Below are 22,106 nucleotides of genomic sequence, written 5' to 3'. Positions count from 1 at the left end.
GCCTCCTAAATGGAAATTATTGGTGTTTAAAAGAAAATCTAACTTAAAATGCATTGACAAATTTATAAAAAATGGCTATTATAGACATATACATAAAATATGTTCCGATATTGTGAATTTTAAAAGGATAGGAGGAGCTGTTATGCTGGTAAGAGGAAAATATGTCCTTACGGATGGAGCAAACGGCAAATCTGTATTTCAAGAGGATGCCGCTGTCCTAATTTGCCAGGATACGATTCGGGAGATCGGCCCTTATGAAGACCTGCACCGGAGGTATCCTCAGGAGGATGTAGCTGGGGACGGCACCCAGATCCTCATGCCGGGTCTGATTGACGCCCATACCCATGGCGCCGGCCTGTCCTATGTACAGAGGGGCGTCACGCTGGACTACCTGGAGAACGCCCTTTTGAAATTTGCCACAGCCTTTCAGCTCCAGCCTGAAACCACGGCTATGCTCAACGCGGTGCGTCATATCCAAAATGGCTGCACAACCCTGCACCATAACGAGAGTGGGGCGGCGCTGGACCCTCATCTGAAGGAGACGTGTGCCAGAAAGATAGAAGGGTATCAGACGACTGGTATCCGACTGGGTTTTTCCCCCGGTGTGCGAAATAAGAACGTGCTAGCCTACGACGACCGGGAATTTCTAAAGACACTGCCGCCCGACCTGCGGCAAGAGGCCGAGCCCATGGTATATATCGATCAGGAGCGGGCGGTCGATGAGTATATGGAGGCCTTTGAGGATCTATATTCGAAGTATAATAGCGCAAAGACCCGGATCTTTTTTGGGCCAAATTGGGTCCAGGGGTCTACGGATGAGTTCTTAAGGCGTGTAAAGGAGCGGGCAGACCAGCTGCATAAGATACCCATCCACCTCCACTGTTTGCAGACCCCGGTCCAAAAGGCCTTTGGCCTGCGCAAATATGGAAAATCACTGGTAGGGCATCTAGATGATCTGGGACTGGTGGACTCCAACCTGGTGCTGGGCCACGCTGTCTACCTGAGTGAAGAGGATATTGCTCTGTTGGCGGAAAAAGACGCCTTTGTCACCCACCACGCCAGCTGTAATTTGATCATGCGGGATGGAATCGCGCCGGTCTATTATATGCTGAAGGCCGGGATGAATGTGGCCATGGGGATGGATGAGAAGGGGATCAACGATGACGAAGACCCCTTCATGGAGATGAGGATGATCTATTTCCTCCACCGACACGCTGGTATTTCCCTCACAGAGTGTCCGGCATTGAGCCCTTATGAGGTCCTGCGGCTGGCCACGGTGAACGGGGCTAGGCCCACTGGCTTTGCCGGAGAGATCGGGGCCCTGCGTCCAGGTATGAAGGCCGATATGATTCTTGTGAATACTCAGGAGATTCTGAATGCGCCCTGTATGCTGCCTGGCTTCGATATGGGAGAGGTAGTGCTGCGCCGCGGACTGGGGCGCTATACGGATACGGTGATCGTAGGCGGAGAGAAGATTATGGAGCACCGCAAGCTGCTGAAGATTGATCTGGAGGCCCTCTATCAGGAGGTGCGGGAGCAGGTGAGCCATGGACGCACTCAGGCCCAGTTGGACCGGGAGGCCTTTTTGGAGCGTATTAGGCCCTATTACCAGGCTTGGTACAACAGCTGGCTGGAGAATGTGGAGCTAGATCCATTTTATCGCTTCAACAGCCGGAATTGACTGCTACGAGGAAACGATCCTGTGTTTAGGAGGAACCGGTAAAACAACCGCAAAACAAGTCAGGGGCCCCTGACTTGTGCTCTATTAAAAATAGAGCACAATATCCTGCGATATCTGTCATGAGGCAGTAGGACAAGACATATTTATCATCAAGATACATTTGGAACAATGACGGAACGTCTATGGGTCCCAGAGTGGATTATGCCGTCAACTTAAAGAAATATGTTTCAATATTGTGTAAATTGGATTGGAAAGGTGAAAGCGATGAGAGTGTTGATCATCAATCCAAATAGCGACCAGGAAACGGCAGATGTGTTATCCAAAACGGCACAGTCGTTTTTGGAGGACCGGGGAGAGTTCGACGTGGTGTCCATGAGAACAGCCCCCAAATTGGTGGTCACCTATGAGGACCAGGCGGCCTCTGCCATGGAACTGATCGCCACGGTACGGGCGGGGAGAGAGCGATATGATGCCTTTATCCTGGCCTGCCATGCCGACCCAAATCTGGACCTGGTACGGGAAGTAGCCGGTGGCAAGCCCGTCTTTGGCATTGCCGAAGCATCGATGAGGATGGCGGCTATGCTGCATGGCGGATATGCGGTGATTACTCCGTCTGAGAAGATCATTCCCAAAAAATTCGCCCTCGCCCGAAAATACCACTGTGAAGAAGAACTGAGGACTGTGGTGGTCAGCGGAGGGAACGAGAAGGAGCACCTGCTGGATGCAGGGAGAAAAGCTCTGCAGGTCCCAGGAGTTAACGCCATCGTGCTGGGCTGTGCCAATTATAGCGGCCTGGACAGCGCCCTGGAGCAAGAGCTGAGTGTACCAGTTTTTGACGGTCTGATATGGGCCCTGATCCTCGCGGAGGGAGCGGTTCATAACAAGGAGTATCAGAGAAAGACTCTGGGATAGGCCGAGTGGGGCAGCTCGTTTGGAGAGGAGGGCATAGAGTTCAAAGGAATGAGCGCCCCGGTTTGCTTGAGAAAGGAGGACATAAGATAACGCAAAAGCCCATTTCCCGGTATTTTAGCCTGTAATCAGTATCAAACAGAAAGGATGAAGAAACATGGGAGTTTCTGGAAGCTGCATATTCCTCTGGGCTGTTTATCTCTTTTTTGGGATTTTCCCCTTGGTCTATGTTTCCATAAAGGATAAGAAAGGGGGTAAGAAGGGATGAATAACAACACGATTTACTTAGCGGTCACAGTTGCGTTCATGATTGGCTTGGCCATCATTGGTATCATGATCTCCAGGGGCGTAAAAAGCTCCGAGGACTGGATGGTAGCTGGTAAGTCCCTTGGTAAGATCCCCATGGCCGGCACTTATTTCGCCACCATTGTTTCGGCCACCTCCATTATGTCCTATATGGGCTATTATTACTTGAATGGCTGGCCCGGCTGGTGGAATGCCGCCGGAACCCTGATGACCTCCTTCCTGGCCTGTATTTACTTTGCCAGAAAGGTCCGTCAGAGTGAATGCAATACTCTGCCTGAGTTTATTGAGAAGCGGTACAGCCGGGCCTTTTCTATTCCGGCCTCCCTGCTGGTCGTGCTGTGTTGTACTGCCCTGTTGGCCAATCAGGTCACTGGCGCTGTCATCCTGCTCCAGTCCTTTGTTGATTGGAGCACCATTACCTGCTGCGTTATTCTGCTGCTGGTCTTTATCGTCTTTACCTGTATCGGCGGTATGAAGGCTGTGGCTTGGACGGATACGGTCTGCGCGCTGGTCATCATCGTGGGCGTGTGGATCATCGCGGGAGAATTCCTGTTCCGTGTGGGCGGCTTTACCGCCATGAACGAGGGCATTGCTGCCGTTGACCCGGAGTTTGTCCAGGGCTTCAGTGTCTCTATCCCGCCCATGACCGCCCTGTCTTGGGTCATTACCTGGGGTATCTGCAACTTTGGCGCTCCCCAGTTCGTGGCCCGCTTCATGTCGGCTGAGTCTCCTGAGGTTGCCTCTAAGTCCCAGGGCATCACCGGCATCGGCCTGCTGCTGTTCTATGTGCCTCTGGCTATCATCGGTCTGTGCGGCATCCTGATCCATCCCGGCATTGAGAAGCAGGACGCGGTGTTCACCACCCTGATTATGTCCGAGGTCACTCCTCTGATGGGCGCTGTGATGTTGGCTGCTGTGGTCGCCGCCATCATTTCTACCGCTGACTCTCTGTTGCTGCTAGTAGCTACCACCTTTACCCACGACTTCTACTGCAAGGTTAAGAGCAACGTGACGGATAAGGAGGAGCTGCTGGTGTCCCGTGTGTCCACCATCGTGTTCGGTGTGGGCAGCGTGGTATTGACCTTCTTCATCAATGATACCATCCAGACCTTCCAGGCGAAGGCCGTTACCCTGATGGGTTCCGCCCTGGCAGTCACCACTATGGTGGGCGTCGCCTATAAGAAGGCGAACAAGATCAGCGCCATGATCGCCGCGGTTTGTGGCTTTGTCACCGCGGTTATCTGGTACGCGCTGAACCAGCCCTTTGGCATCATGCCCGCTCTGCCGGCTTGCGCCGTCTGCTTCGTGGTCATCATGGTCGCCTCCTGGATTACGCCTGCCAGCGCAAATGATACAGCCGACAAGGAAGTGATGGAGAACCTGTTTGGCAAACAGTAATTTTTGAAATCAGACACCGGGATATCTCCAGAGATATCCCGGTGCTGAGAGAAACCATCTTAGGGGAACTGGACCTGGGATGGAGGATATATGTTAGACGAGGTGACAGTGATCATGAGTCGGTTAAACGATATGCTCCAGGAGATCGGGGGGATCGGCCGGAATGAGGACGGTTCTATCACGAGGCTTGGCGCGTCAGAGGGGTATTTCCAGGCCCTGGAGCAGGTCAAAATGAGGATGGAGGCCCTGGGGATGAAAGCGGAGCAGGATCCGGTTGGAAATCTGCATGGCATCCTCCCTGGCACTGACCCGGAGGCCAAGTCCATTGTACTCGGATCTCATCTGGATACGGTGATCAAGGGCGGCGTCTTTGACGGTATGCTGGGCGTTACTGGCGCGCTGGAGGTGGTTTACCGCTTGAAGGAGCAGGGCCGGGCATTGAAGCATCCGCTGGAGATCTGGGGCTTTAACCTGGAGGAATCCAGCCCTCTGGGGGGCACTTTTGGAAGCCGCTGTGTGGCTGGTATGGTGGATGCGGAGGCTCCCGGCTATGCTGAACGGCTGGCCAAGTATGGAATGAAACCGGAAAATGTCCGAGCTGCCAAAAAGGACTTGGATAAATATGGGTGTTATTTGGAGTACCACATTGAGCAGGGCGACAAGCTGGACAGCGCCGGGCTGGATATTGGCGTCGTGAGCGGGATCGTCAGCGTTGTCCGCTATGAGGTGACCGCCCACGGGATCAGTAACCATGCCGGCACGACGATGATGCCCAGCCGCAAGGATGCGCTGGTAGGGATGTCCAAGCTCATTGTGGGGGCCGATGCCCGCGCCAGAGAGCTGGATGATACCCTGGTGTTCACCGTAGGAAAGCTCTCTGTTGCCCCAGGGCAGGAGAATGTTATTCCAAACGAGGTAGTCGCAACCTTTGAGATGCGGCACATGGACAAGGCGGTCACAGATCAGTTCTATGCAGATATCCAGGCGATGGCCAAGGAGATATCCAACTGTGAGTTTACTTTTGTGAACACTGTGGCAAAGTACTCCACTCCCTGTGACCCGGCCCTGATTGATACGATCGACCATGTTTGTACCCGCTTGAATATCAGCCATATCATCATGCCCAGCGGCGCCGGCCATGACGCAAATCCCATGGCGCACGAAGGGGTCCCCATTGGGATGGTGTTCGTGCCCAGTGTAAAGGGGATTAGCCACCATGGAGACGAATGGACGGATCCGAAGCACATCGATCTGGGCGCGGATGTCCTGTATGAAACCGTGTTAGCTCTGGATAAAACAGATCTTTGAGAAATTGGAAAGGAAGGATAACTATGCTGGATCTTTTGGTCAAAAATGGCCTCACCTATGTAGATGGAGTATTCAAAAAGTGCGACGTAGGCGTCAAGGATGGTAAGATTGCCTGTGTGGCTGAGTGCGGCATCCTGGGTGAGGCGAAGCGCGTCATTGAAGCGGAGGGGAAGTATGTGATCCCCGGTGGCATTGACACCCATGTTCACATCCGCAGCCCAGGACATGATGACCGGGAGGACTTTTACACCGGCACCATGAGCGCGGCACAGGGCGGCTGCACCACCATCTTGGAGCACCCCATTTCCACGCCTCCTCAGTACAACAAGGAGATCCTGGATAACCGCAAGAATATCGCCCGAGACAAATGTGTGGTGGACTACGCCTTTTACGGCGCGGCCGGCGGAGAGTTCCCCGAGGAGATCACCGAGATCGCCAAGGAGGGCATCGTGGCCTATAAATCCTTCCTCCACCAGGCGCCTGAGGGCCGTGAGAAAGAATTCGTGGGCCTGACGATGGCCAACGACGCTGAGATTCTGGTGGGTATGCGTGAAATCGCAAAGACCGGGCTCATGATGGCCTCCCATGCGGAGAATAATGACCTGATTACCTATAACATCGCCAAGATGCGGGCCGAAGGGCACACCAAGCCTCTTGACCACTGTAAGTCCCGTCCTCCCATCACGGAGTATTCCACCGTAGCAAAGCTCATCATGTTTGCCAAGGAGACAGGATGCACGCTGGAGCTGGCCCATATGTCCACAGTGGAGTCCATGGAGCTGGCCAGAAAGGCTCGCTTTGAGGGACAGAAGGTCTTTGTGGAGACCTGCCCCCACTACCTGCTGTTGGATGAGACCGCGTTGGAGAAGTATGGTCCCTTTGCCCGCTGCAACCCCCCGCTGCGTCCCAAGGAGACCGTGGAGAAGCTGTGGGACTATGTAAACGATGGCACCATCGACTTTATTGGCAGCGACCACGGCCCCTTCCTGCTCTCGGAGAAAGAGCAGGGGAACGAGGACATCTTTAAGGCATTCTGCGGTGCCCCCGGCGTGGACCTGCGTCTGCCGCTGATGCTGGATGCCGCCGCCCGTGGAAAGACCACCATCGAGCGTGTGGTGGAGCTGCTGTGCGTCAATCCCGCTCGGTGCTTTAATATCTATCCCCAGAAGGGGACCATCAGTGCCGGCGCGGATGCTGACTTGGTGGTATTTGACATGAACGACACTACCGTGGTGGACCGGAACAAGAGTTACAGCAAAGCCCGTGAGACCGCCCGCATCTTTGACGGCTGGGAGTTGGGCTGCAAGCTGAACTATACGGTGGTACGGGGCCGCGTTCTGATGGAGGACGGCGTCGTGGATCCAGATTGCGCCGGATACGGTCAGCTGGTTACTCCCCAGAAATAACTTATTCTCTCTTTCCTGCTCAAAGAGCCCCCGGCTACTGCTCGGGGGCTCTCTGCATCCGGCCGGTTCATGTTGAAATCCGGAGAGAAACAGGATATAATCCAAAGCGGTATCCTATCAATGGATATTCACATGAAATGAAAAAGAGGGGCGGAAATGAAGGAAAGTCTGAAGGAAAGTCTGAAGGAAAGTGAGTATATCAATTCCATTGTCCGGGCGACAGAAATTTTGAATCTATATCGGGTCAAAGATGTCAAATATCTTGGTGTGACCGACATCAGCCAGGAGTTAGGACTGCATAAGACCTCGGTGTTTCGTATCGTCAAAACGCTGGAACATACAGGGTGGCTAGTCCAAGACGCGCCAAATGGGAAATATCGGATTGGAGCGAAGCTGATCGTCCTCTCGGCTGTTTCCCGTCAGCAGTTTTCTATTGACGACATGATCTATCGGGAGATGCAGCTGCTGGGGCAGCGGTTTAACGAGGATATTGTCCTGACCGGCCTGGTAGACGGCTATCAGGCGGTCTGTATCACAAAAATAAAATCCAACAATGCGCTCCAGATATCTTCCAACGTAGGGTATGCCATCGGAATGACCAAAGGTTCCACCGGGAAAGTCCTGCTGGCCTATCTCCCTAAGGAGATGCAGGAAAAGGCAATTCAGTTGGACAGCCCTGACATCACAGAGGAAGGCCGGGAGGCACTCTTTAAGACATTGGAGAAGATCAGGGAAACCGGATACTGTGTATCTACTTCCGAGCGGGACGAGGGAGTTTCCTCTATTTCCATGCCGCTGTTTGGGCGGGACGGACGCATCATTTACTCTTTGGGCATCGTAGGGGAGGAGCATCGCATGACCAATAAGGGCCGTGAACAGATGCGCCGCGCCCTGCAAGCGTCGATAGAGAGGATCCAAGAGGTGCTGTCTATCGTATAAAGGACCTAACGGCTTTACTTAGCCTCAGGACGGCCCATACCCATTTTCCCGGCTCAGGGCCAGAACACAAAAGGAGGATCGCCATGGAAGACCATAAAACAAAGATTGTGGTATTGGAGAGCGGCTGCCCCCACTATCAGGCGGGGGATGAGATCTATTTCAGCGGCGCATTTATTGAAAAGGAAAAGAGCGCGGAACTGTGCGCTGTGGCTTTAAACGCCGTTTATCCGTTTGTATATGCCGCCCGCCGGGGCGGAAGTGTAAAGCCGACGCCAGTTCAGTGTCCCGACTGCGGCGAAAGCGTCGTATTCCAAGTGATGCGCCTGGATTGAGATCCGCTGTGCAGAAATGACTGAAAAGAGGAAAACAATGGGAAACAGAGCAGCTGATAGAACATACGAAATACAGTGCCCCTCCTGCGGAATGTGTTATAGAGAATGTGTACTACAAGCGGATGCCATCACGCAAACAGAATATGGGGTAAAGATTGATTTGGACAGATGCAGCCGCTGCGGTCATTGTGCGGCGGTATGCCCCACCGGCTGTATGGAACATCCATATGCGCCCCTGCAGACGGAACAGCCTCTGGTCCTGCCCCCGGAAGAGGCTCTGGCCTTCCTTCGGACACCCAGGTCAGTGCGCCGATATCGGTCTGATCTGGTCCCTAAAGATGTCATAGAGAGACTTCTCAATGCCGGACGCTATCCTCAGACCGCAAAGAATGCGCAGGGGATCAGCTATTTGGTGGTGAGCGGACGGGAAAAAGTGGTACAGATCAATCAACTATACTGTGAGATCGCAAGAACTTTGCCGGAGGACTTTCCACTGCGAAGCCGTGTCATGCGCCCTGTACTGGTCCAGGAGGAGAAAAAGACAGACGCGCTTTTTTACGGCGCACCTCAGCTGATATTTACTCTGGCAGATATGGACCACGAGCGATGGAAGGAGAACAGCCAGTTTTCTCTTACATTTCTGTCGCTCATGGCACCCTCGCTTGGGTTGGGCACCTGCTGGTGTGGGCAGATGGGCCTGCTGACCGCTCAAATGGAGTATATGAAGCGGTTTGGAGCGCTGATAGGACTGCCGGAAGGAAAACGAATCTGTGGATGCATGATCTTCGGATACCCTGATGTGAAGTTCAGACGGCTTGTGGCCAGGGATCCTCTGGAAGTTTTTTGGCGATAGTAGAGACTGAAGCGCTACAGCTCCGCGACATATCCTGATTAATAATTGGAGATGGATGGAACAAAACCCTGATGCGTAAAAGAAGTGTGCCGCCTGTTTTCACAGGCGGCACACTCTTTGCTTTCGTCAGCCCTATATGCTTATACCTTCTTGGTATATAGTTATATATATTCAGAGGTTGACATGTAAAAGCCGATGTTCTATAAGAAAAATATTGTTGCGAATGCTTCTGCTATCCTGTATCTGGTTATCGCAGAGAATCAATCTTCATGAGCGGTGTCAGCTAAAACGTCTGGATCAGAAGGGGCGGCCTTCTTATTGATAATTTTCATCAATACAGGGCTGAACAATGCTACAAGAATCAACACGACCAAAACCATGGAAATTGGTCTTGTCAAAAAGTATTGGAATAGCCCTGTACGCTTCGTGATGACCAATGTCTGTCTCCAATTGCTTTCAGCTATTGGCCCTAGGATCATAGCCAGAACTACAGGTGCCGTAGCAAATCCGTACTTGCGCATGAAATAGCCGATAAAACCAAAAATCAACATAATCCACACATCAAAAATGCTCTGTTGGACAGCGTAGGAGCCCACAGTGGACAATGCGATAATCAGCGGCGCCAATATCGTCATCTTTACAGTAGAAATTTTAACTACCTGTTTACATACTAGCAATCCGGCAACGCCCATTAAAATATTTGCGATTGCAAATGCTAAGATAATACAATAGACGATAGGACCGGTAGTGGCATCAGTAAAAAGCTTATAGCCGGGATTCAATCCCTTAATCATCAATCCGCCCAGCATGATAGCTGCCACGCCAGAACCGGGGATTCCCAAGGTCAAGAGAGGAATCAGGGCACCTCCGGTGACTGCGTTATTGGCGGTTTCAGATGCTGCAATACCGACAAGCGAGCCATGTCCAAACTGTTCAGGATTCTTCGAGGAGTTCTTTGCGGTGTTGTAAGAAATCCAAGAGCCGATATCGCCGCCAGCACCAGGCAAAATTCCAACAAGAATGCCAATAATAGAGCTTTGTGCAATCGTGGGAAGTAACGGCTTGAATTCGCGCCAAGGTAATAGCGGGCTGCCAGACAAATTCTTGGCATTCTCATCCAGAACGGTAGATTTTCCTTTTACTACATCTTCTATCGAAAACATGACTTGGCTGATGGAAAACAGGCCTATCATAGCGGGGACTAAGTTAATGCCTGCTTGAAGCTCTAAAAAACCGAAGCAATATCTGGGGGCCGATGTTTGGATATCCAGGCCCACGCAGCCAATAATCAATCCGAGGCAACCGGAGAGCAACCCTTTCATCATGTTATCGCCGGCCAAAGACCCAATAATGGTAAGACCGAATACCCCAATCAGAAAGTACTCCAGGCTGCTGAATTTCAAGGCGACTTGGGAAAGAGCCGGCGCAATGAACAGCAATGCAATTGCGGAAATTGTTCCTCCAATCATCGAACAGATGGTGGAGGTGCCAATTGCCTTGAGTCCTTTGCCCTGGCGGGTAAGCGCGAATCCATCTGCTGCGGTGGCTGCTGATGCAGGAGTGCCAGGGGTGTGGAGCAGACATGCGGTAATAGAACCGCCATAAATTGCGGAGGTATAAACCGCAACCAACAAAGTGATGCCTGCCTCGCCACTCATACCGAAGGTTACGGGAATCAACAACGCCACTGCCATAGAGGCAGACAATCCAGGCATAGCGCCAATAAACATACCGCCTAATGTGCCGGCGATAATTGCAACGATTACGTCGGGCTGTGTGAGCATAGCGGCACCTTGCGCCATTAAGTTAAACATATGCTTGCCCCCTTACTTCAACAGAGGTACTTTCAGTACCACTACAAACAAAACGTAAATAAAAACTAAATAAACGGCGTCTATTGTTAAAATCAACCAAAGCGGCTTGACTTTCTCAATTAGCATAAATACGAGGATCAAAATCGCCGTTGCGATAAAATAGTTCGTAAAGCTAAATAGGACGCAATATAATACGACACCCAAAAACATCAGAATTGGGACTTTAATTTCAGAGATAGATGTATATCCCTCGTTGGAAGGATTCTTTTTTAATTGCCTTACCGTGCGGACTAAAAGAGCTGTATTACATATCAGAGCCACTGACAAAATCAGCCGCGGCATAGTTTCGGCGCCGCTCTTCATAGTAAAGGTCTGCATGAAACAAAACAACATGAATGCGTAAATCAAAATACAGGCAAAAATGTCCTGCTTTGCCTTTCTGTTCACCAAGGATCTCCTCCCCTTTGCGGATATAAGACACAAAGCCAGCGTCCCCCAGGCGGATGCGCCTGGGGGGACGCCGCCTATTATTATGTGATATCTGTCATGTTATGAAGCGCGGATTAGGCACCCCAGATCTCTCGGGCAGTGTTCTGCATTTCGGTCAGGTAGTTTAGATACTCCTCGCCTTCCTTGAAATCAGTGGTGGTGTAAATATCAGACAGCTGCTTAATCATATCAGGATCCTGAACCGCCTGCTTAACTGCGTCAGCTAGAACGACTTTAATATCCTCGGGCACATCCTTCAACATAGCATATCCGCGGCTGGAGCAGCCAGTAATGTCGGTTCCAGTCAGCTCCTTGTAAGTAGGAACGTCGGGCAAATTGGGGTCGCGCTCGTCAGCAAATACGCACAGAACTTTATACTGACCATCCAGATGACCGGCGGCCATTTCGGAAACATTACCCATTACAAAGTCGGTGGTACCGTTCAGCAAGAAGGTAATATTGTCACCAGAGCCTTCAGAAGCAATAATGTCTACTTCAACACCAAGGTCATTCGCCACCAGCATATCAGTAGTAGAATCGTCAGAGGTAATACCCATACCGGATGCGGAGGTAATCATTACACCTTCCTGTTTCCAGTAGTTTGCAAAGCTCTCCCAGTCAGAGTAACGATCATCATCTACTCGGATGGCCATACAGCTTGAGTCGGTAACCTGGTTGCAAATTAACTCGAAGTCATTATGATCATACTTCATCGTGTTATTCACATCGTATTTACCGGCAGTTACATTGGGGCTGTTGATGAGGAAAAAGCTATATCCATCGGGGTCGGTACTCTCCAGCATTTGATTCCATAGCACCCAACCAGAGGCACCCGTAACATTTTCGACGGTACAGGTAGTACCGAGAATCTCACCGACCTTAACCGCCATCAGACGGCACAGGGTGTCGGAGCTGCCGCCGGCAGAATAGCCACAGTACAGTGTAATATTTTTATTTCCTGGGTAGGTTCCGGTTTGAGAAGGGGCCTGTGCTGATGTAGACGTACCACCGTCAGCGGATGTAGAGGGCGTCTTGGTGTTGTTGTTTCCGCAAGCGCTTAAGGTCATTACCAGAGCCAAGGACAACGCGGTAATGGATGCAAGTTTCTTTTTCATAATCTATTCTCCTTTTCATCCTAATTTTTATTTGTACGGGGGTGGGTTCCCGAACAAATCGACAATACCTTACACTGGAGACTAAATACAAGGAAACTATCACTACAATTTGAAGTATAGCCTCTACATTTACTTCATTCAATCGGAAAATATTTATAGAAAAGAAGGGTCGTTTTTATCTATTTTTCCGATTCTTAAAGGGGGAATGAAAAATTTCTTCATTTATAAGGTAATTTAATGTAGTGAATGAAGTGACTGTTACCCCTGTGAAACAAAAGATTTTCATAAAGACACATTCGTGATAGATTACAGAGAAGGTTTCGAGTTGTTCATGAGTTGGAACAATTTAAACGATATCCGCGCTAACTGTTCTAATTCTCGGTTGGATTTGTTTCTAGATGCATTGAATAGAAAAAAACTTAAAAATCACACCCGATTTCTTTTAACTTTTCATCTACCCAAGGGCGAATATATTCGCCTTTATGGATAATATTTTCCATAATTTTTGCTTCCTTTTCCATCGTCTTGCAGGTAGCGGCGGCCAGTGCTTCGGCGTCTACAGGATCGATAATAACAATACCATCTCCATCTCCGACAATAATATCTCCTGGTTTTACTGTTTTCCCTCCAATAACAATAGGAACATTGATTTCTCCAGGTCCATTCTTGTAAGGCCCATTGGGGGTTACACCTTTTGCATAGACAGCAAAATCTGTCAGTGTGCTAATCCCATCAAGATCGCGGATCGCCCCATCACAGACAATACCGGCGATCCCCCGAACTCGGCAATAGCTGACCATTAGTTCACCGAAAATGGCACGGTCTACACTACCGCCAGCGTCGATCATGATGACATCCCCAGGCAAAGCCATATCCATAGCTTTGTGGAACATGAGGTTGTCTCCCTGCGGCATACGGATTGTAAAGGCTGTGCCCAGTAAAGGGCTCCGGTTCATGGGACGAATTGCCGCGTCTACCGCTGCAATTCGTCCCATATTATCATCGATGTTGGCCACTGGCATCTCTCGGAACAGTTCTACCAGTTTTTTATCAGGCCGGTTGATTTCATATACAATTTTGTTTCCTATACTCATTTTGCTCTCCTTTACCCTATTTGTACCAATTAGCCTTCGGTTCGTTTCAAATAAACTTAAGTCCTAAATCTTTGTCTAAAACTGCGCGATTGGCTACATAGCGACGAGGCAGCTTTCCCACCGTGAGGGCGTCAGGCAACAGTTGGCATACCATGGTAATTTGCGTCTTTTTTGCTCCCACACCATATGATCCGCTATGGGGACTCAAAATTACATTGTCCATTTTAAGCAACGGATCATTTGCTTCTATCGGCTCTTTTTCCACGGTATCCAAGCCGGCATAAAGGATTTCACCGTTTTGTAAGGCCCATGCAAGTGCTTTCTGATCAATCACTGGGCCGCGAGACGTATTGATAATCATAGCTGTATTTTTCATTTTGCGGAATGCGTCTTCGCTAAAAATATGGGTTGTTTCAGGAGTAAGATTAACATGTATCGATATGATATCACTGTCCGTGAGCAGCTCATCAAAAGATACAAACTTCACATGTGGATACTGGCGCTTAACTTCGTCTGTAATATAGGGGTCACATGTAATAATTTTTGTACCAAATCCATTGTAGAAGATATCATGCAAGTGGCGGGCGGCCCCACCAAACCCGAAAAGCCCTAAGGTCATCTCTCGAACATCCCCAGGGAGTAAGTATTGACACTTAGGCCAACCACCCTTGCGAATTTCGCGGTCATAGTAATTGGTATTACGGATTAATCCCATAATCATAGCCGTGGCTAAATCTGCAAGCTCTTTAGCACAAAAACCAGGCAGATTTAAAACGACGATACCCAGTTCTGCAGCTGCGTTCAAATCAATGGAATTGACGCCTACACCAAAACGTTGTACATATTTTAGTTGTGGTAACGCTTCCATAACTTTGCGTGTAATAGGGGGATTTCCGGTCGCTAAAATTGCAATTGCTCCTTGACAGCCACTGATAATTTCTTCTTCTGTAATAAAGTGTTGTGTATCCAGTTTTAAACCTGCCTGGGCATAAGCTGCTCGTACTTTCTCCAATTCTTCGGACGATACACTGCCATAGTCTTTATCTACGACTACTGCTCTTTCCATATATCTCCCTTCCTTTTGACCCAAATGATTTTGACTTTATGCTTCGGTTTATGTATATTGCACAATTTGATTTGGCTTAATGATAGCATATCATTGACGAGAAGTACAATTCAATATATAATATAATCAACATTCCTTTTATGTCATATAGACTCCGGGAGAATCTGAAGGTAAGAGCTATGTTGTATAAAAATTACGATTATTTTCTGACTATTGCGAAGCTTGGCAGTTTAACAAAGGCTGCTGAAGCACTATATGTTACTCAACCATCTCTTAGCAAATATTTAAGTCGCCTTGAAGAAAGCCTCAATATTCAACTATTTGATCGATCTTCCTCCCCGCTTTCATTGACCTATGCCGGGAAATTATATCTTGACTATGTCAATAAAATGGCCGACCTGAATCATCAGCTTCAGGATGATTTTGATAAAATACGCAATGATGAGAAGGGAGAATTTACATTTGGTATTACAAGCTGGAGGAGCAGTATTATGCTCCCCACTCTTCTGCCGCTGTTTCGGAGTCGGTATCCACATATAAAAATTAATGTTGTGGAGGGCAAAAGCTACACATTTGAAAGCGCTATGCTGAACAACCAGGTGGATTTTTGCCTGATGAGTGTACCATCTAACTTTAGTTTCCCTGCTACTTATGAAAGTCTTGGGATGGAGAAGATCTATCTGGCCGGAAATCGACGGCACTTACTTGTCCAACATGCGTTGCAGCAGCCGGCAGGCCCTGATGGTATACACAATTTTGACGTTTCTTTACTGAATGGCGAACAATTTATTAATCTAAAGCCAGGTCAGCTGCTCTGCCGTTTAAACCAGCGATTTTTTAATCAACATGATGTGCATCCTAGAGAGATCTGGAGTACAGAAAATATCGTGACCGCACTGAATCTAGTTAATTGTACAGAATATTTTACATCTATCCCTGCGCTATGTACCAAGATGGAGCATTTGCCTGAAAATGTCGTCCTCTTTGAGTTCGGAACGCCTCCTCTTGAGTGGGAAATTGCCATTGTCTATCCTAAAAACTCACATATTACACGTACTATGAGATTATTTATAGATACAATCAAAGAATTATATAGCTATCCAGCTTGATCGATTAAGGAGTGTAATACAGTATGAAATTAATTATAGGCGATAAAAGAGGCGAAAAAGCGCAAAACCACAACCACTCAAGTGGCAGTCAGGATTAAACTGTCTGGAAGTAATCGATCAGTCATAGCTCTAACGCTGCGAATGAGAGACTGGTTAGCGGAGTTCCTAAGAGGGGCACAATGGCCTTTAGGGGATAACACCAGGCCGGGATTTTCTCATTCTAACAGCTTTGGTATCAGATGTGAAAAAGGAACGGATAACGGCCGTAGCTCAATCCTGTAAAACCACCTTGATTGTAATAGGGGGATCTTCGGGTGAACACTTCTTTTGTTCGGCGCATTCAACAAGCCCGACTTACTCATGGACAGTTAAAAATTGCGGACTATTTTTTAAAACATCAAAATCGAATTTGCACAATGAGCAGCTTGGCGGTTGCACGTGAAGTAGGAGTAAGCGACGCCTCTATTATTCGTTTCTCACGAGCAATTGGCTACAAAGGTTTTGCGGATTTAAAAAATGATTTGCATAGCAATTTGACACAAGAGCTTTCGCAGATAAATCTAGGTAAATATCCGCCAGACAAGCGCCTGGATGTGCAAGTGAAAAAGTATGAATATTTAAATCGTCCCGCTGAACTGCTCCATCTTTTGCTAAATAATGTGGAACAGTCCCTTCGACAAAATGACTTTCAACAATATGAGCGGGCGGTAAATCTTTTGTCTAGTGCTCGAAGGCATCTGGTGCTTGGACTACATGGGTGCCAGGGGATCGCACTCTATTTTGCACGGGCGCTTAGTTTTTTGATGGACGATGTACGGACTATAACTGCTGGTTCCAGTGATGATGCTGCATTGCTTCAAAACTTGTGTCAAAATGATGTAGCGCTTGCGATCAGTTTTGCCCGATACTATAAAAGTGATTTTATATTGGCTAATTTAATCAAAAGTCAGGGGATTTCTTTGATTACCCTTACTGATAGTACCGCATCTCCCTTGGCTCAGGTTGCCGACGTTGTCCTATTAGTAGAAACAAAACATATGAGTTTTCTAAATTCCGCTGCTGGGTCAATTAGTGTTTTAGAATATTTATTGGCTATGCTTTGTTGGAGAGAGCCTCAGAAATATCAAATGCATATGGAGGAGCGTGAAAAATTTACTGCCCCCTTCTTGTAATGACGATCTTGTCATCCACTACAAAATCTATTCTTTTTTGTCACTTTTTTTGCCTTGTATAGCGGACTAAACGACAAGTTATCCAAAAAGTATAGAGAAATTTTAGAAAAAGTCTGCCATTGAATGTTGTGTGTGTAGTGCCTATAATCAAGTTTGTAGTATATACTACTTTCTGCGTTCTTGCCTATAACCACAACCCTTAAAAGAAAGGCAGGCAAATAATCATATGACACATCGGGTTTTAATTTCTGAAACTGTCGCTCAGGAAGGAATTGAATATCTAGAGGAACATGGGTATCAGGTTAAGCGTGGACATGGAATTGATCACTTATCATTGTTAGAGGATATTCAGGATTGTGATGCTGCACTTGTCCGAGTAGCTATCATTGACCAGGAGATTATAGAAAAAAATCCTCAACTGAAAGTGATCGCAAAACATGGCGCGGGCTACGATAATATTGATGTCGGAGCCGCGGAAAAGCAAGGAGTTCGAGTTGTTTTTGCGCCAAATGCCAATTCCCTATCTGTCGCTGAACATACCATGGCGCTTCTCCTTGCCTGCGCAAAAAAAATTCCTTATTTTTCTCGTGAATATGCGAATGGAAATCCTCAGGTACGTGATCTCTATCCAAATGATGAGATTCATGGCAAGTGCCTAGGGTTACTTGGCCTTGGTAGAATTGGAATGGCAGTGGCCAATATGGCGATACATGGCTTTGGTATGCGTGTTATTGCATATGACCCATTTTTAGCTGAAAATAGAGACATTGGTGAGGTAAAGCTGGTACATAATCGGGATGAATTGTTGGCACAGGCGGACTATGTCAGTGTCCACATCCCGGCGACGCCAGAAAATATTAAGAGTATCAGTAATCATGAATTCCAGATCATGAAGCCTACGGCAGTTTTAATTAATGCCGCCCGTGGAAAAATCGTAGATGAAACGGCACTGGAAAGGGCTATTCGAAATAAGGAAATTGCAGGCGCCGGTTTGGATGTGAGTGACCCGGAGCCAGCTGTGCCTGATAATCCGCTTTTCCATATGGATGAGGTAATTATGACTCCTCATTGTGCAGGCACAACGCATGAGGCTATGGTCCGTATGGTGCTTGATGCTGCAAAAGGGATCGACGAAGTATTTTCCGGCAGGGAACCTACTTACAAGATTATATAATACTTTATGAAAAGGCCCTCTCATGCGGTGTTGTTGTCCCGTTTTGAGAGGGCCTTGTTGTACAGATGTTTCGTCCTATTGCCCGGACTGATAAAAGATAGTCATATGTTTCCCATATAATATTGGGGGGCAATTTTTACTAAAATAACTGCGATAAGATTGGCAAGAGAAACCTTCTGATCTACGAGGAATATCTAAATAGAGTCCTTCGTATCCCAAGTATCTGGCGTTCATGGACAAGGCTTATGCGGCTGAAGGAAATGAAGATGAAGAATTTCTTAAATAATGTAACTAATAATGCCGGTTACAACTTTTCTGAAATAACTTTAGAACTCTTTTAACTATAAAATATTTTAACCCGGACAAAGGCTGTCTGGGTTTTCTATTATTCTCCAATATAGAGTGGAAAAGAATGTCTCGTAAGCAAGGGCAGTCATAAACTTTTCATAGACCAGGGAGATCGTTTCAGTTGGTACGGCGGATAAACGACGGTTGGTTACAAAGACAATATTCCGAACTGCTGTATACGTTGAATATGGTATGCCACGGCACTACACCGAGCAAATACTGCGGCAGTCACCTAATAACCACTTACTTATCGGCTTGGAAGTGAGGCGTGTATCGTCTCCTGGATCCAGGCATACATCAGCGGAAGGTGGTTTTCAGAGGTGCGGATGTTCATACGGAAGGTCGTGGTTCATAATTAGAACATGAGGTGAGGGAAGTATTCTCGACAGACAGGGGAGATCATGATAAGGATAATTGGGTTCATTGGCACAATTGAAGAAAACATGGAGTAGGGTAGAACTTCATAGATGAAAAAGCCCCCGTCAGATACTGCTTCTGCAGTATCTGACGGGGGCTGGGCAGTTCGAAGCTCCCTTGTCAAAGATGTCTTGCAGGGGAGGAGTTTTTAAGTGTTTATGGCGTCGCGGTGACGACACGCTATACACCTGATATTATCGGGCGTCCTTACTGTGACGGTCCAGGATATACTGGACCATAACGGCAATACCGTAGGGGATGGCCTCATCGTTAAAGTTAAAGGCCCCATTGTGCAAAGCTGTGTACTCAGTGCCATCGGGCCAGCCGATCCCCAGCCGGAAGAAAGCGCCCTTACCCACTGCGCTTACTAAATTGGAGAAGTCCTCAGACCCCATGACTGGGCCATCCAAGGGCTTGACGTGGGACTGACCCAGGGCTTTGACCATAGCCTTCTCTAGATTCTGAGTCACGCCGGGATCGTTGTATAGGGCGGGAACGCCGCGGGTATACTCGATCTCAGCCCGACAGCCTAGTGCCTGGGCGGCCCCCTCGACAGTACGTCGGATTTTGGACTCCAGTTCATCCCGAACGCCGGGGTCCAGGCAGCGGACCGTACCGCCGAACTTGACTTCGCCAGGGATGACATTGAAGGCGTCGCCGGCATGGATGGAGCACACACTAACCACCGCCTGCTTGGCGGTGACGATTTCGCTGGATACGATGTTTTGTAGAGCGCTAACCGCTAGGGCGGCGGCGGGGATGGGGTTCATGGCTTTATAGGGCCGGGCACCGTGTCCACCCTGGCCAATGACCCGGACCTGGAACATATCGGCGGAGGCCATATATTCTCCGGGCCATACTCCCACTTCACCTACCTTTAGATAGGGCCACCCGTGGAGGCATACCACCTCCTCCACGTCAGGATCTTTCAGGGCGCCGGACTGAACGATCTTGAGGGCGCCATACAGTCCCTCCTCCCCGGGCTGGAAAATCAGCTTTACCACGCCGGAAAACCGATCCCGCCACTGGTGGAGCAGCTTGGCTACGCCCAGCAGGACGGCCACATGACCATCATGTCCGCAGGAGTGGGCTGCGCCAGGATTTTGGGAGGAATAGGGGACACCGCTCTCTTCGGTGAGAGGAAGGGCATCGATATCAGCCCGAAGGCCGGTGACGGGACCATCGCCCAGACCGCCCCGGATGATGGCGACTAGGCCGGTCTCCAGCTCCAGAGGCAGGATCTCTACCCCCATTTCTTCTAGTTGCCGACGAATAAAGGCGGTGGTCTGAAACTCCTGGAAGGAGAGCTCAGGATTCTGATGGACGGTCTGGCGGCAGCCAGTGCAGTATTCCTTTAGGGCAAGAGCTTCTTTCAGCACATCTGTCATAGTGATATCCTCCTAGAAAGAGGGGCACGGGCCCCGTTCAGATGGGATAGGAGCTCGCCCGGTGCCGATAAAAGGATCAGGACCGGGCGAGGGGCGTATTATTGTTGGCTGCGATAGGGATTGATGGGGGGCTTTGGGTCCATGGTCTTCAGTACACCGCGGGCGCACACATTGGAATTGGGATGCTCCTTGAAGATAACAAAGGTATCCCCCTTCTGCTCGCCAAAGACGTCGCCGCAAACCTGGTCGAAGAGCTGTCCCACCTTGTTTTTCTGTTCGTCGGGCTTGCCTTCGGTGGTGTATACGATGAGGACACGTTTCTTAGCGGCGTCGGGGCACATATTTTCCGGCTCATACTCCTGGACCCAGAGGGAGATCGCCATGGGAATCAGGTCAAAAGCTTCACACAGGGCGTTCTTGGTTTCGCTGATAAAACGGGCCTTTTTCTCCGGACCAAAGCCGGCGGGAATCATTGCTGTCACAATAGCCATATTTCAGGACTCCTTTCAAACCTTTTTCTAAAAAATAGCACAAGAACGCTCCGGTGTAAAATGCTAAAAATGTGTGACATCAGAACAAAAACGTATCGGCAGCCCCTTATTGGGGGCTGCCGATGCCATAAAAACACGATGACCAACTCATGTGCCTGAAATAGAGGCCTTCTTTCTTGGAGGCAGGGCGGGAAGCAGGTCATAAAAGGCTTTAGCCGCCGGGTTAGTGTTATACTGGAGCATGGTGATATAAAACATAGCCTGGAGAGAGCTGCCAGTGAGAGGAAACACTCGGAAATTGGAGTCGAGCAGCTTCTTCTGCCCGGCGGTGATCAACGCCACTTTGCGGCTGACCTGAACCGTGAGTTTTTTGGCCTCGTATGTGTTGACCACAAGGGTGCTGTTGGGGCGGAATCCAAGGAGAGAGCAGCTTTCAATAAAGTTTTTGGGAGATTTTGGACCGCCGGACTCCTGATGAATGACAAAATCCATCCCATTGAGATCCTGGGGGTCCAGCTTGTCCTTGCTAGCCAGGGGATGGCGCTTGCTCATCATCACATAGATATCAGACCGCTTGATTTCCTTATAGATGGTGCCCTCTACAGTGCCGGGGCAACAGGACAGGGAGAAGATGACGTCGAGAAAGCCATGGGCTAGATGGTCCACAAGAAGGCTGTAGTTATACTCCAGGCAAATGAGCTCCACTTTTGGGTAACGCTGAACAAACTGCTCCATGGAGGAGACGACAAGCTCACGCTCGGCGGAGGGACCGAAGCCGATGCGTAGCACCCCTTCATATCCATTGGCGATTAGACGGGCTTGCGCGGCGGCCCGCTCTAGCCCCTCGGTCAGGAGGACAGCCTCTTGGTAGAAGGATTCGCCGGCTGCGGTCAGGGATACGTTTCGGTTGTCACGGTAAAACAGTTGGAAGCCCAGTTCACGTTCTAGGGAGGAGATATAGCGGCTCATGGCCGTCTGAGCAATATGGCACTCATTGGCGGCCTTGGTAAAATTTAAATGCTTGACCGCCGCGATAAAATAGATAAGTTTTTGTGTGTCCACAGCCAAAACGCTCCTTCCTGTTCGTTGGGTCGCATAGATCAGAAATGTTTTAGAATATTTGAATATTATACTGTAAAACCGGGGAAATTGCAATATTCTCTTGATCTTGGCTCAGTAGCTTGGTGGTGCTATGATAGACAAGGAAGGGGAGAAAGGGATACTTTCTATGCAATTAGCGGCTGATGCCATACATTTTCGATATTTTACAAGAAATCAGGATTATGGTACTTTTGAA

At 49.0% G+C, this 22,106-nt stretch carries 20 protein-coding genes; 11 read left to right on the top strand and 9 right to left on the bottom strand.

Annotated features, from left to right (window positions below; translation table 11 throughout):
- Positions 1–142 precede the first annotated feature (142 nt).
- The 8 genes from ACEVJK_RS00625 (at position 143) to ACEVJK_RS00590 (ending at position 9,132) form a co-directional block, all read left to right on the top strand.
- Positions 143–1,681, top strand: a complete 1,539-nt coding sequence (locus ACEVJK_RS00625) for an amidohydrolase family protein (protein WP_374739756.1) — start codon at positions 143–145, stop codon at positions 1,679–1,681.
- Positions 1,682–1,945: 264 nt separating this feature from the next.
- The gene (locus tag ACEVJK_RS00620) at positions 1,946–2,593 is read left to right on the top strand and encodes an aspartate/glutamate racemase family protein (RefSeq protein WP_374739755.1); all 648 of its coding nucleotides are present in this window, start codon (positions 1,946–1,948) and stop codon (positions 2,591–2,593) included.
- A gap of 261 nt (positions 2,594–2,854) precedes the next feature.
- A complete protein-coding gene (locus ACEVJK_RS00615; RefSeq protein WP_147572100.1) occupies positions 2,855–4,294 on the top strand; it encodes a sodium:solute symporter in 1,440 nt (479 codons plus the stop codon).
- A 114-nt stretch (positions 4,295–4,408) separates the two neighbouring features.
- A complete protein-coding gene (locus ACEVJK_RS00610; protein WP_186852049.1) occupies positions 4,409–5,602 on the top strand; it encodes a Zn-dependent hydrolase in 1,194 nt (397 codons plus the stop codon).
- Between the two features lie 23 nt (positions 5,603–5,625).
- Positions 5,626–7,008 (top strand): allantoinase AllB, encoded by a 1,383-nt coding sequence (allB, locus tag ACEVJK_RS00605; protein WP_207721878.1) that lies wholly within the window; start codon positions 5,626–5,628, stop codon positions 7,006–7,008.
- 156 nt (positions 7,009–7,164) lie between these two features.
- Complete coding sequence (locus tag ACEVJK_RS00600) at positions 7,165–7,947, top strand: IclR family transcriptional regulator (RefSeq protein ID WP_374739754.1); 783 nt, start codon at positions 7,165–7,167, stop codon at positions 7,945–7,947.
- 83 nt (positions 7,948–8,030) lie between these two features.
- On the top strand, positions 8,031–8,279 hold the full coding sequence (locus tag ACEVJK_RS00595; RefSeq protein WP_147572103.1) for a TIGR04076 family protein: 249 nt from the start codon (positions 8,031–8,033) through the stop codon (positions 8,277–8,279).
- 16 nt (positions 8,280–8,295) lie between these two features.
- Positions 8,296–9,132, top strand: coding sequence for a nitroreductase family protein (locus tag ACEVJK_RS00590; RefSeq protein WP_374739753.1), 837 nt, complete (start codon positions 8,296–8,298; stop codon positions 9,130–9,132).
- Between the two features lie 260 nt (positions 9,133–9,392).
- On the opposite strand, the gene ACEVJK_RS00585 is transcribed toward ACEVJK_RS00590, so the two are convergent.
- The 6 genes from ACEVJK_RS00585 to ACEVJK_RS00560 form a co-directional block, all read right to left on the bottom strand.
- Positions 9,393–10,946: a tripartite tricarboxylate transporter permease gene (locus ACEVJK_RS00585; RefSeq protein WP_240287247.1), complete on the bottom strand. Its 1,554-nt coding sequence runs from the start codon at positions 10,944–10,946 to the stop codon at positions 9,393–9,395.
- Positions 10,947–10,958: 12 nt separating this feature from the next.
- Positions 10,959–11,309, bottom strand: coding sequence for a tripartite tricarboxylate transporter TctB family protein (locus tag ACEVJK_RS00580; protein ID WP_243200916.1), 351 nt, complete (start codon positions 11,307–11,309; stop codon positions 10,959–10,961).
- Positions 11,251–11,427 (bottom strand): hypothetical protein, encoded by a 177-nt coding sequence (locus ACEVJK_RS00575; RefSeq protein ID WP_374740047.1) that lies wholly within the window; start codon positions 11,425–11,427, stop codon positions 11,251–11,253. The genes ACEVJK_RS00580 and ACEVJK_RS00575 overlap by 59 nt, the downstream gene beginning before the upstream one ends.
- A gap of 82 nt (positions 11,428–11,509) precedes the next feature.
- Complete coding sequence (locus ACEVJK_RS00570) at positions 11,510–12,550, bottom strand: tripartite tricarboxylate transporter substrate binding protein (protein ID WP_186852052.1); 1,041 nt, start codon at positions 12,548–12,550, stop codon at positions 11,510–11,512.
- Positions 12,551–12,969: 419 nt separating this feature from the next.
- Positions 12,970–13,644, bottom strand: coding sequence for an RraA family protein (locus tag ACEVJK_RS00565; protein ID WP_186852053.1), 675 nt, complete (start codon positions 13,642–13,644; stop codon positions 12,970–12,972).
- A 46-nt stretch (positions 13,645–13,690) separates the two neighbouring features.
- Positions 13,691–14,710 (bottom strand): C-terminal binding protein, encoded by a 1,020-nt coding sequence (locus tag ACEVJK_RS00560; protein WP_186852054.1) that lies wholly within the window; start codon positions 14,708–14,710, stop codon positions 13,691–13,693.
- A gap of 179 nt (positions 14,711–14,889) precedes the next feature.
- Here ACEVJK_RS00560 and ACEVJK_RS00555 point away from each other — a divergent pair, with 179 nt between their 5' ends.
- From ACEVJK_RS00555 to ACEVJK_RS00545, 3 genes are all read left to right on the top strand, one after another.
- A complete protein-coding gene (locus ACEVJK_RS00555) occupies positions 14,890–15,819 on the top strand; it encodes a LysR family transcriptional regulator (protein ID WP_240287252.1) in 930 nt (309 codons plus the stop codon).
- Between the two features lie 314 nt (positions 15,820–16,133).
- Positions 16,134–16,991 carry a MurR/RpiR family transcriptional regulator gene (locus tag ACEVJK_RS00550; RefSeq protein ID WP_186852056.1) on the top strand — a complete coding sequence of 286 codons (858 nt, stop codon included), beginning with the start codon at positions 16,134–16,136 and terminating at the stop codon, positions 16,989–16,991.
- 226 nt (positions 16,992–17,217) lie between these two features.
- Complete coding sequence (locus ACEVJK_RS00545) at positions 17,218–18,165, top strand: hydroxyacid dehydrogenase (RefSeq protein WP_374739752.1); 948 nt, start codon at positions 17,218–17,220, stop codon at positions 18,163–18,165.
- 959 nt (positions 18,166–19,124) lie between these two features.
- Here ACEVJK_RS00545 and ACEVJK_RS00540 read toward each other — a convergent pair.
- The 3 genes from ACEVJK_RS00540 to ACEVJK_RS00530 all read right to left on the bottom strand — a co-directional run bounded on the left by ACEVJK_RS00540 (position 19,125) and on the right by ACEVJK_RS00530 (position 21,871).
- Complete coding sequence (locus ACEVJK_RS00540; RefSeq protein WP_340405161.1) at positions 19,125–20,318, bottom strand: M20 family metallopeptidase; 1,194 nt, start codon at positions 20,316–20,318, stop codon at positions 19,125–19,127.
- 98 nt (positions 20,319–20,416) lie between these two features.
- Entirely contained in the window at positions 20,417–20,809 is a 393-nt protein-coding gene (locus ACEVJK_RS00535) for a tautomerase family protein (protein ID WP_147572106.1), read from the bottom strand.
- 147 nt (positions 20,810–20,956) lie between these two features.
- Entirely contained in the window at positions 20,957–21,871 is a 915-nt protein-coding gene (locus tag ACEVJK_RS00530) for a LysR substrate-binding domain-containing protein (protein WP_186852059.1), read from the bottom strand.
- Positions 21,872–22,106 lie beyond the last annotated feature (235 nt).

This window comes from Flintibacter sp. P01028 (genome assembly GCF_041925235.1).
Taxonomy (GTDB): Bacteria; Bacillota; Clostridia; order Oscillospirales; family Oscillospiraceae; genus Lawsonibacter; species Lawsonibacter aceti.
This window is presented reverse-complemented; position numbering and strand designations above follow the sequence as displayed.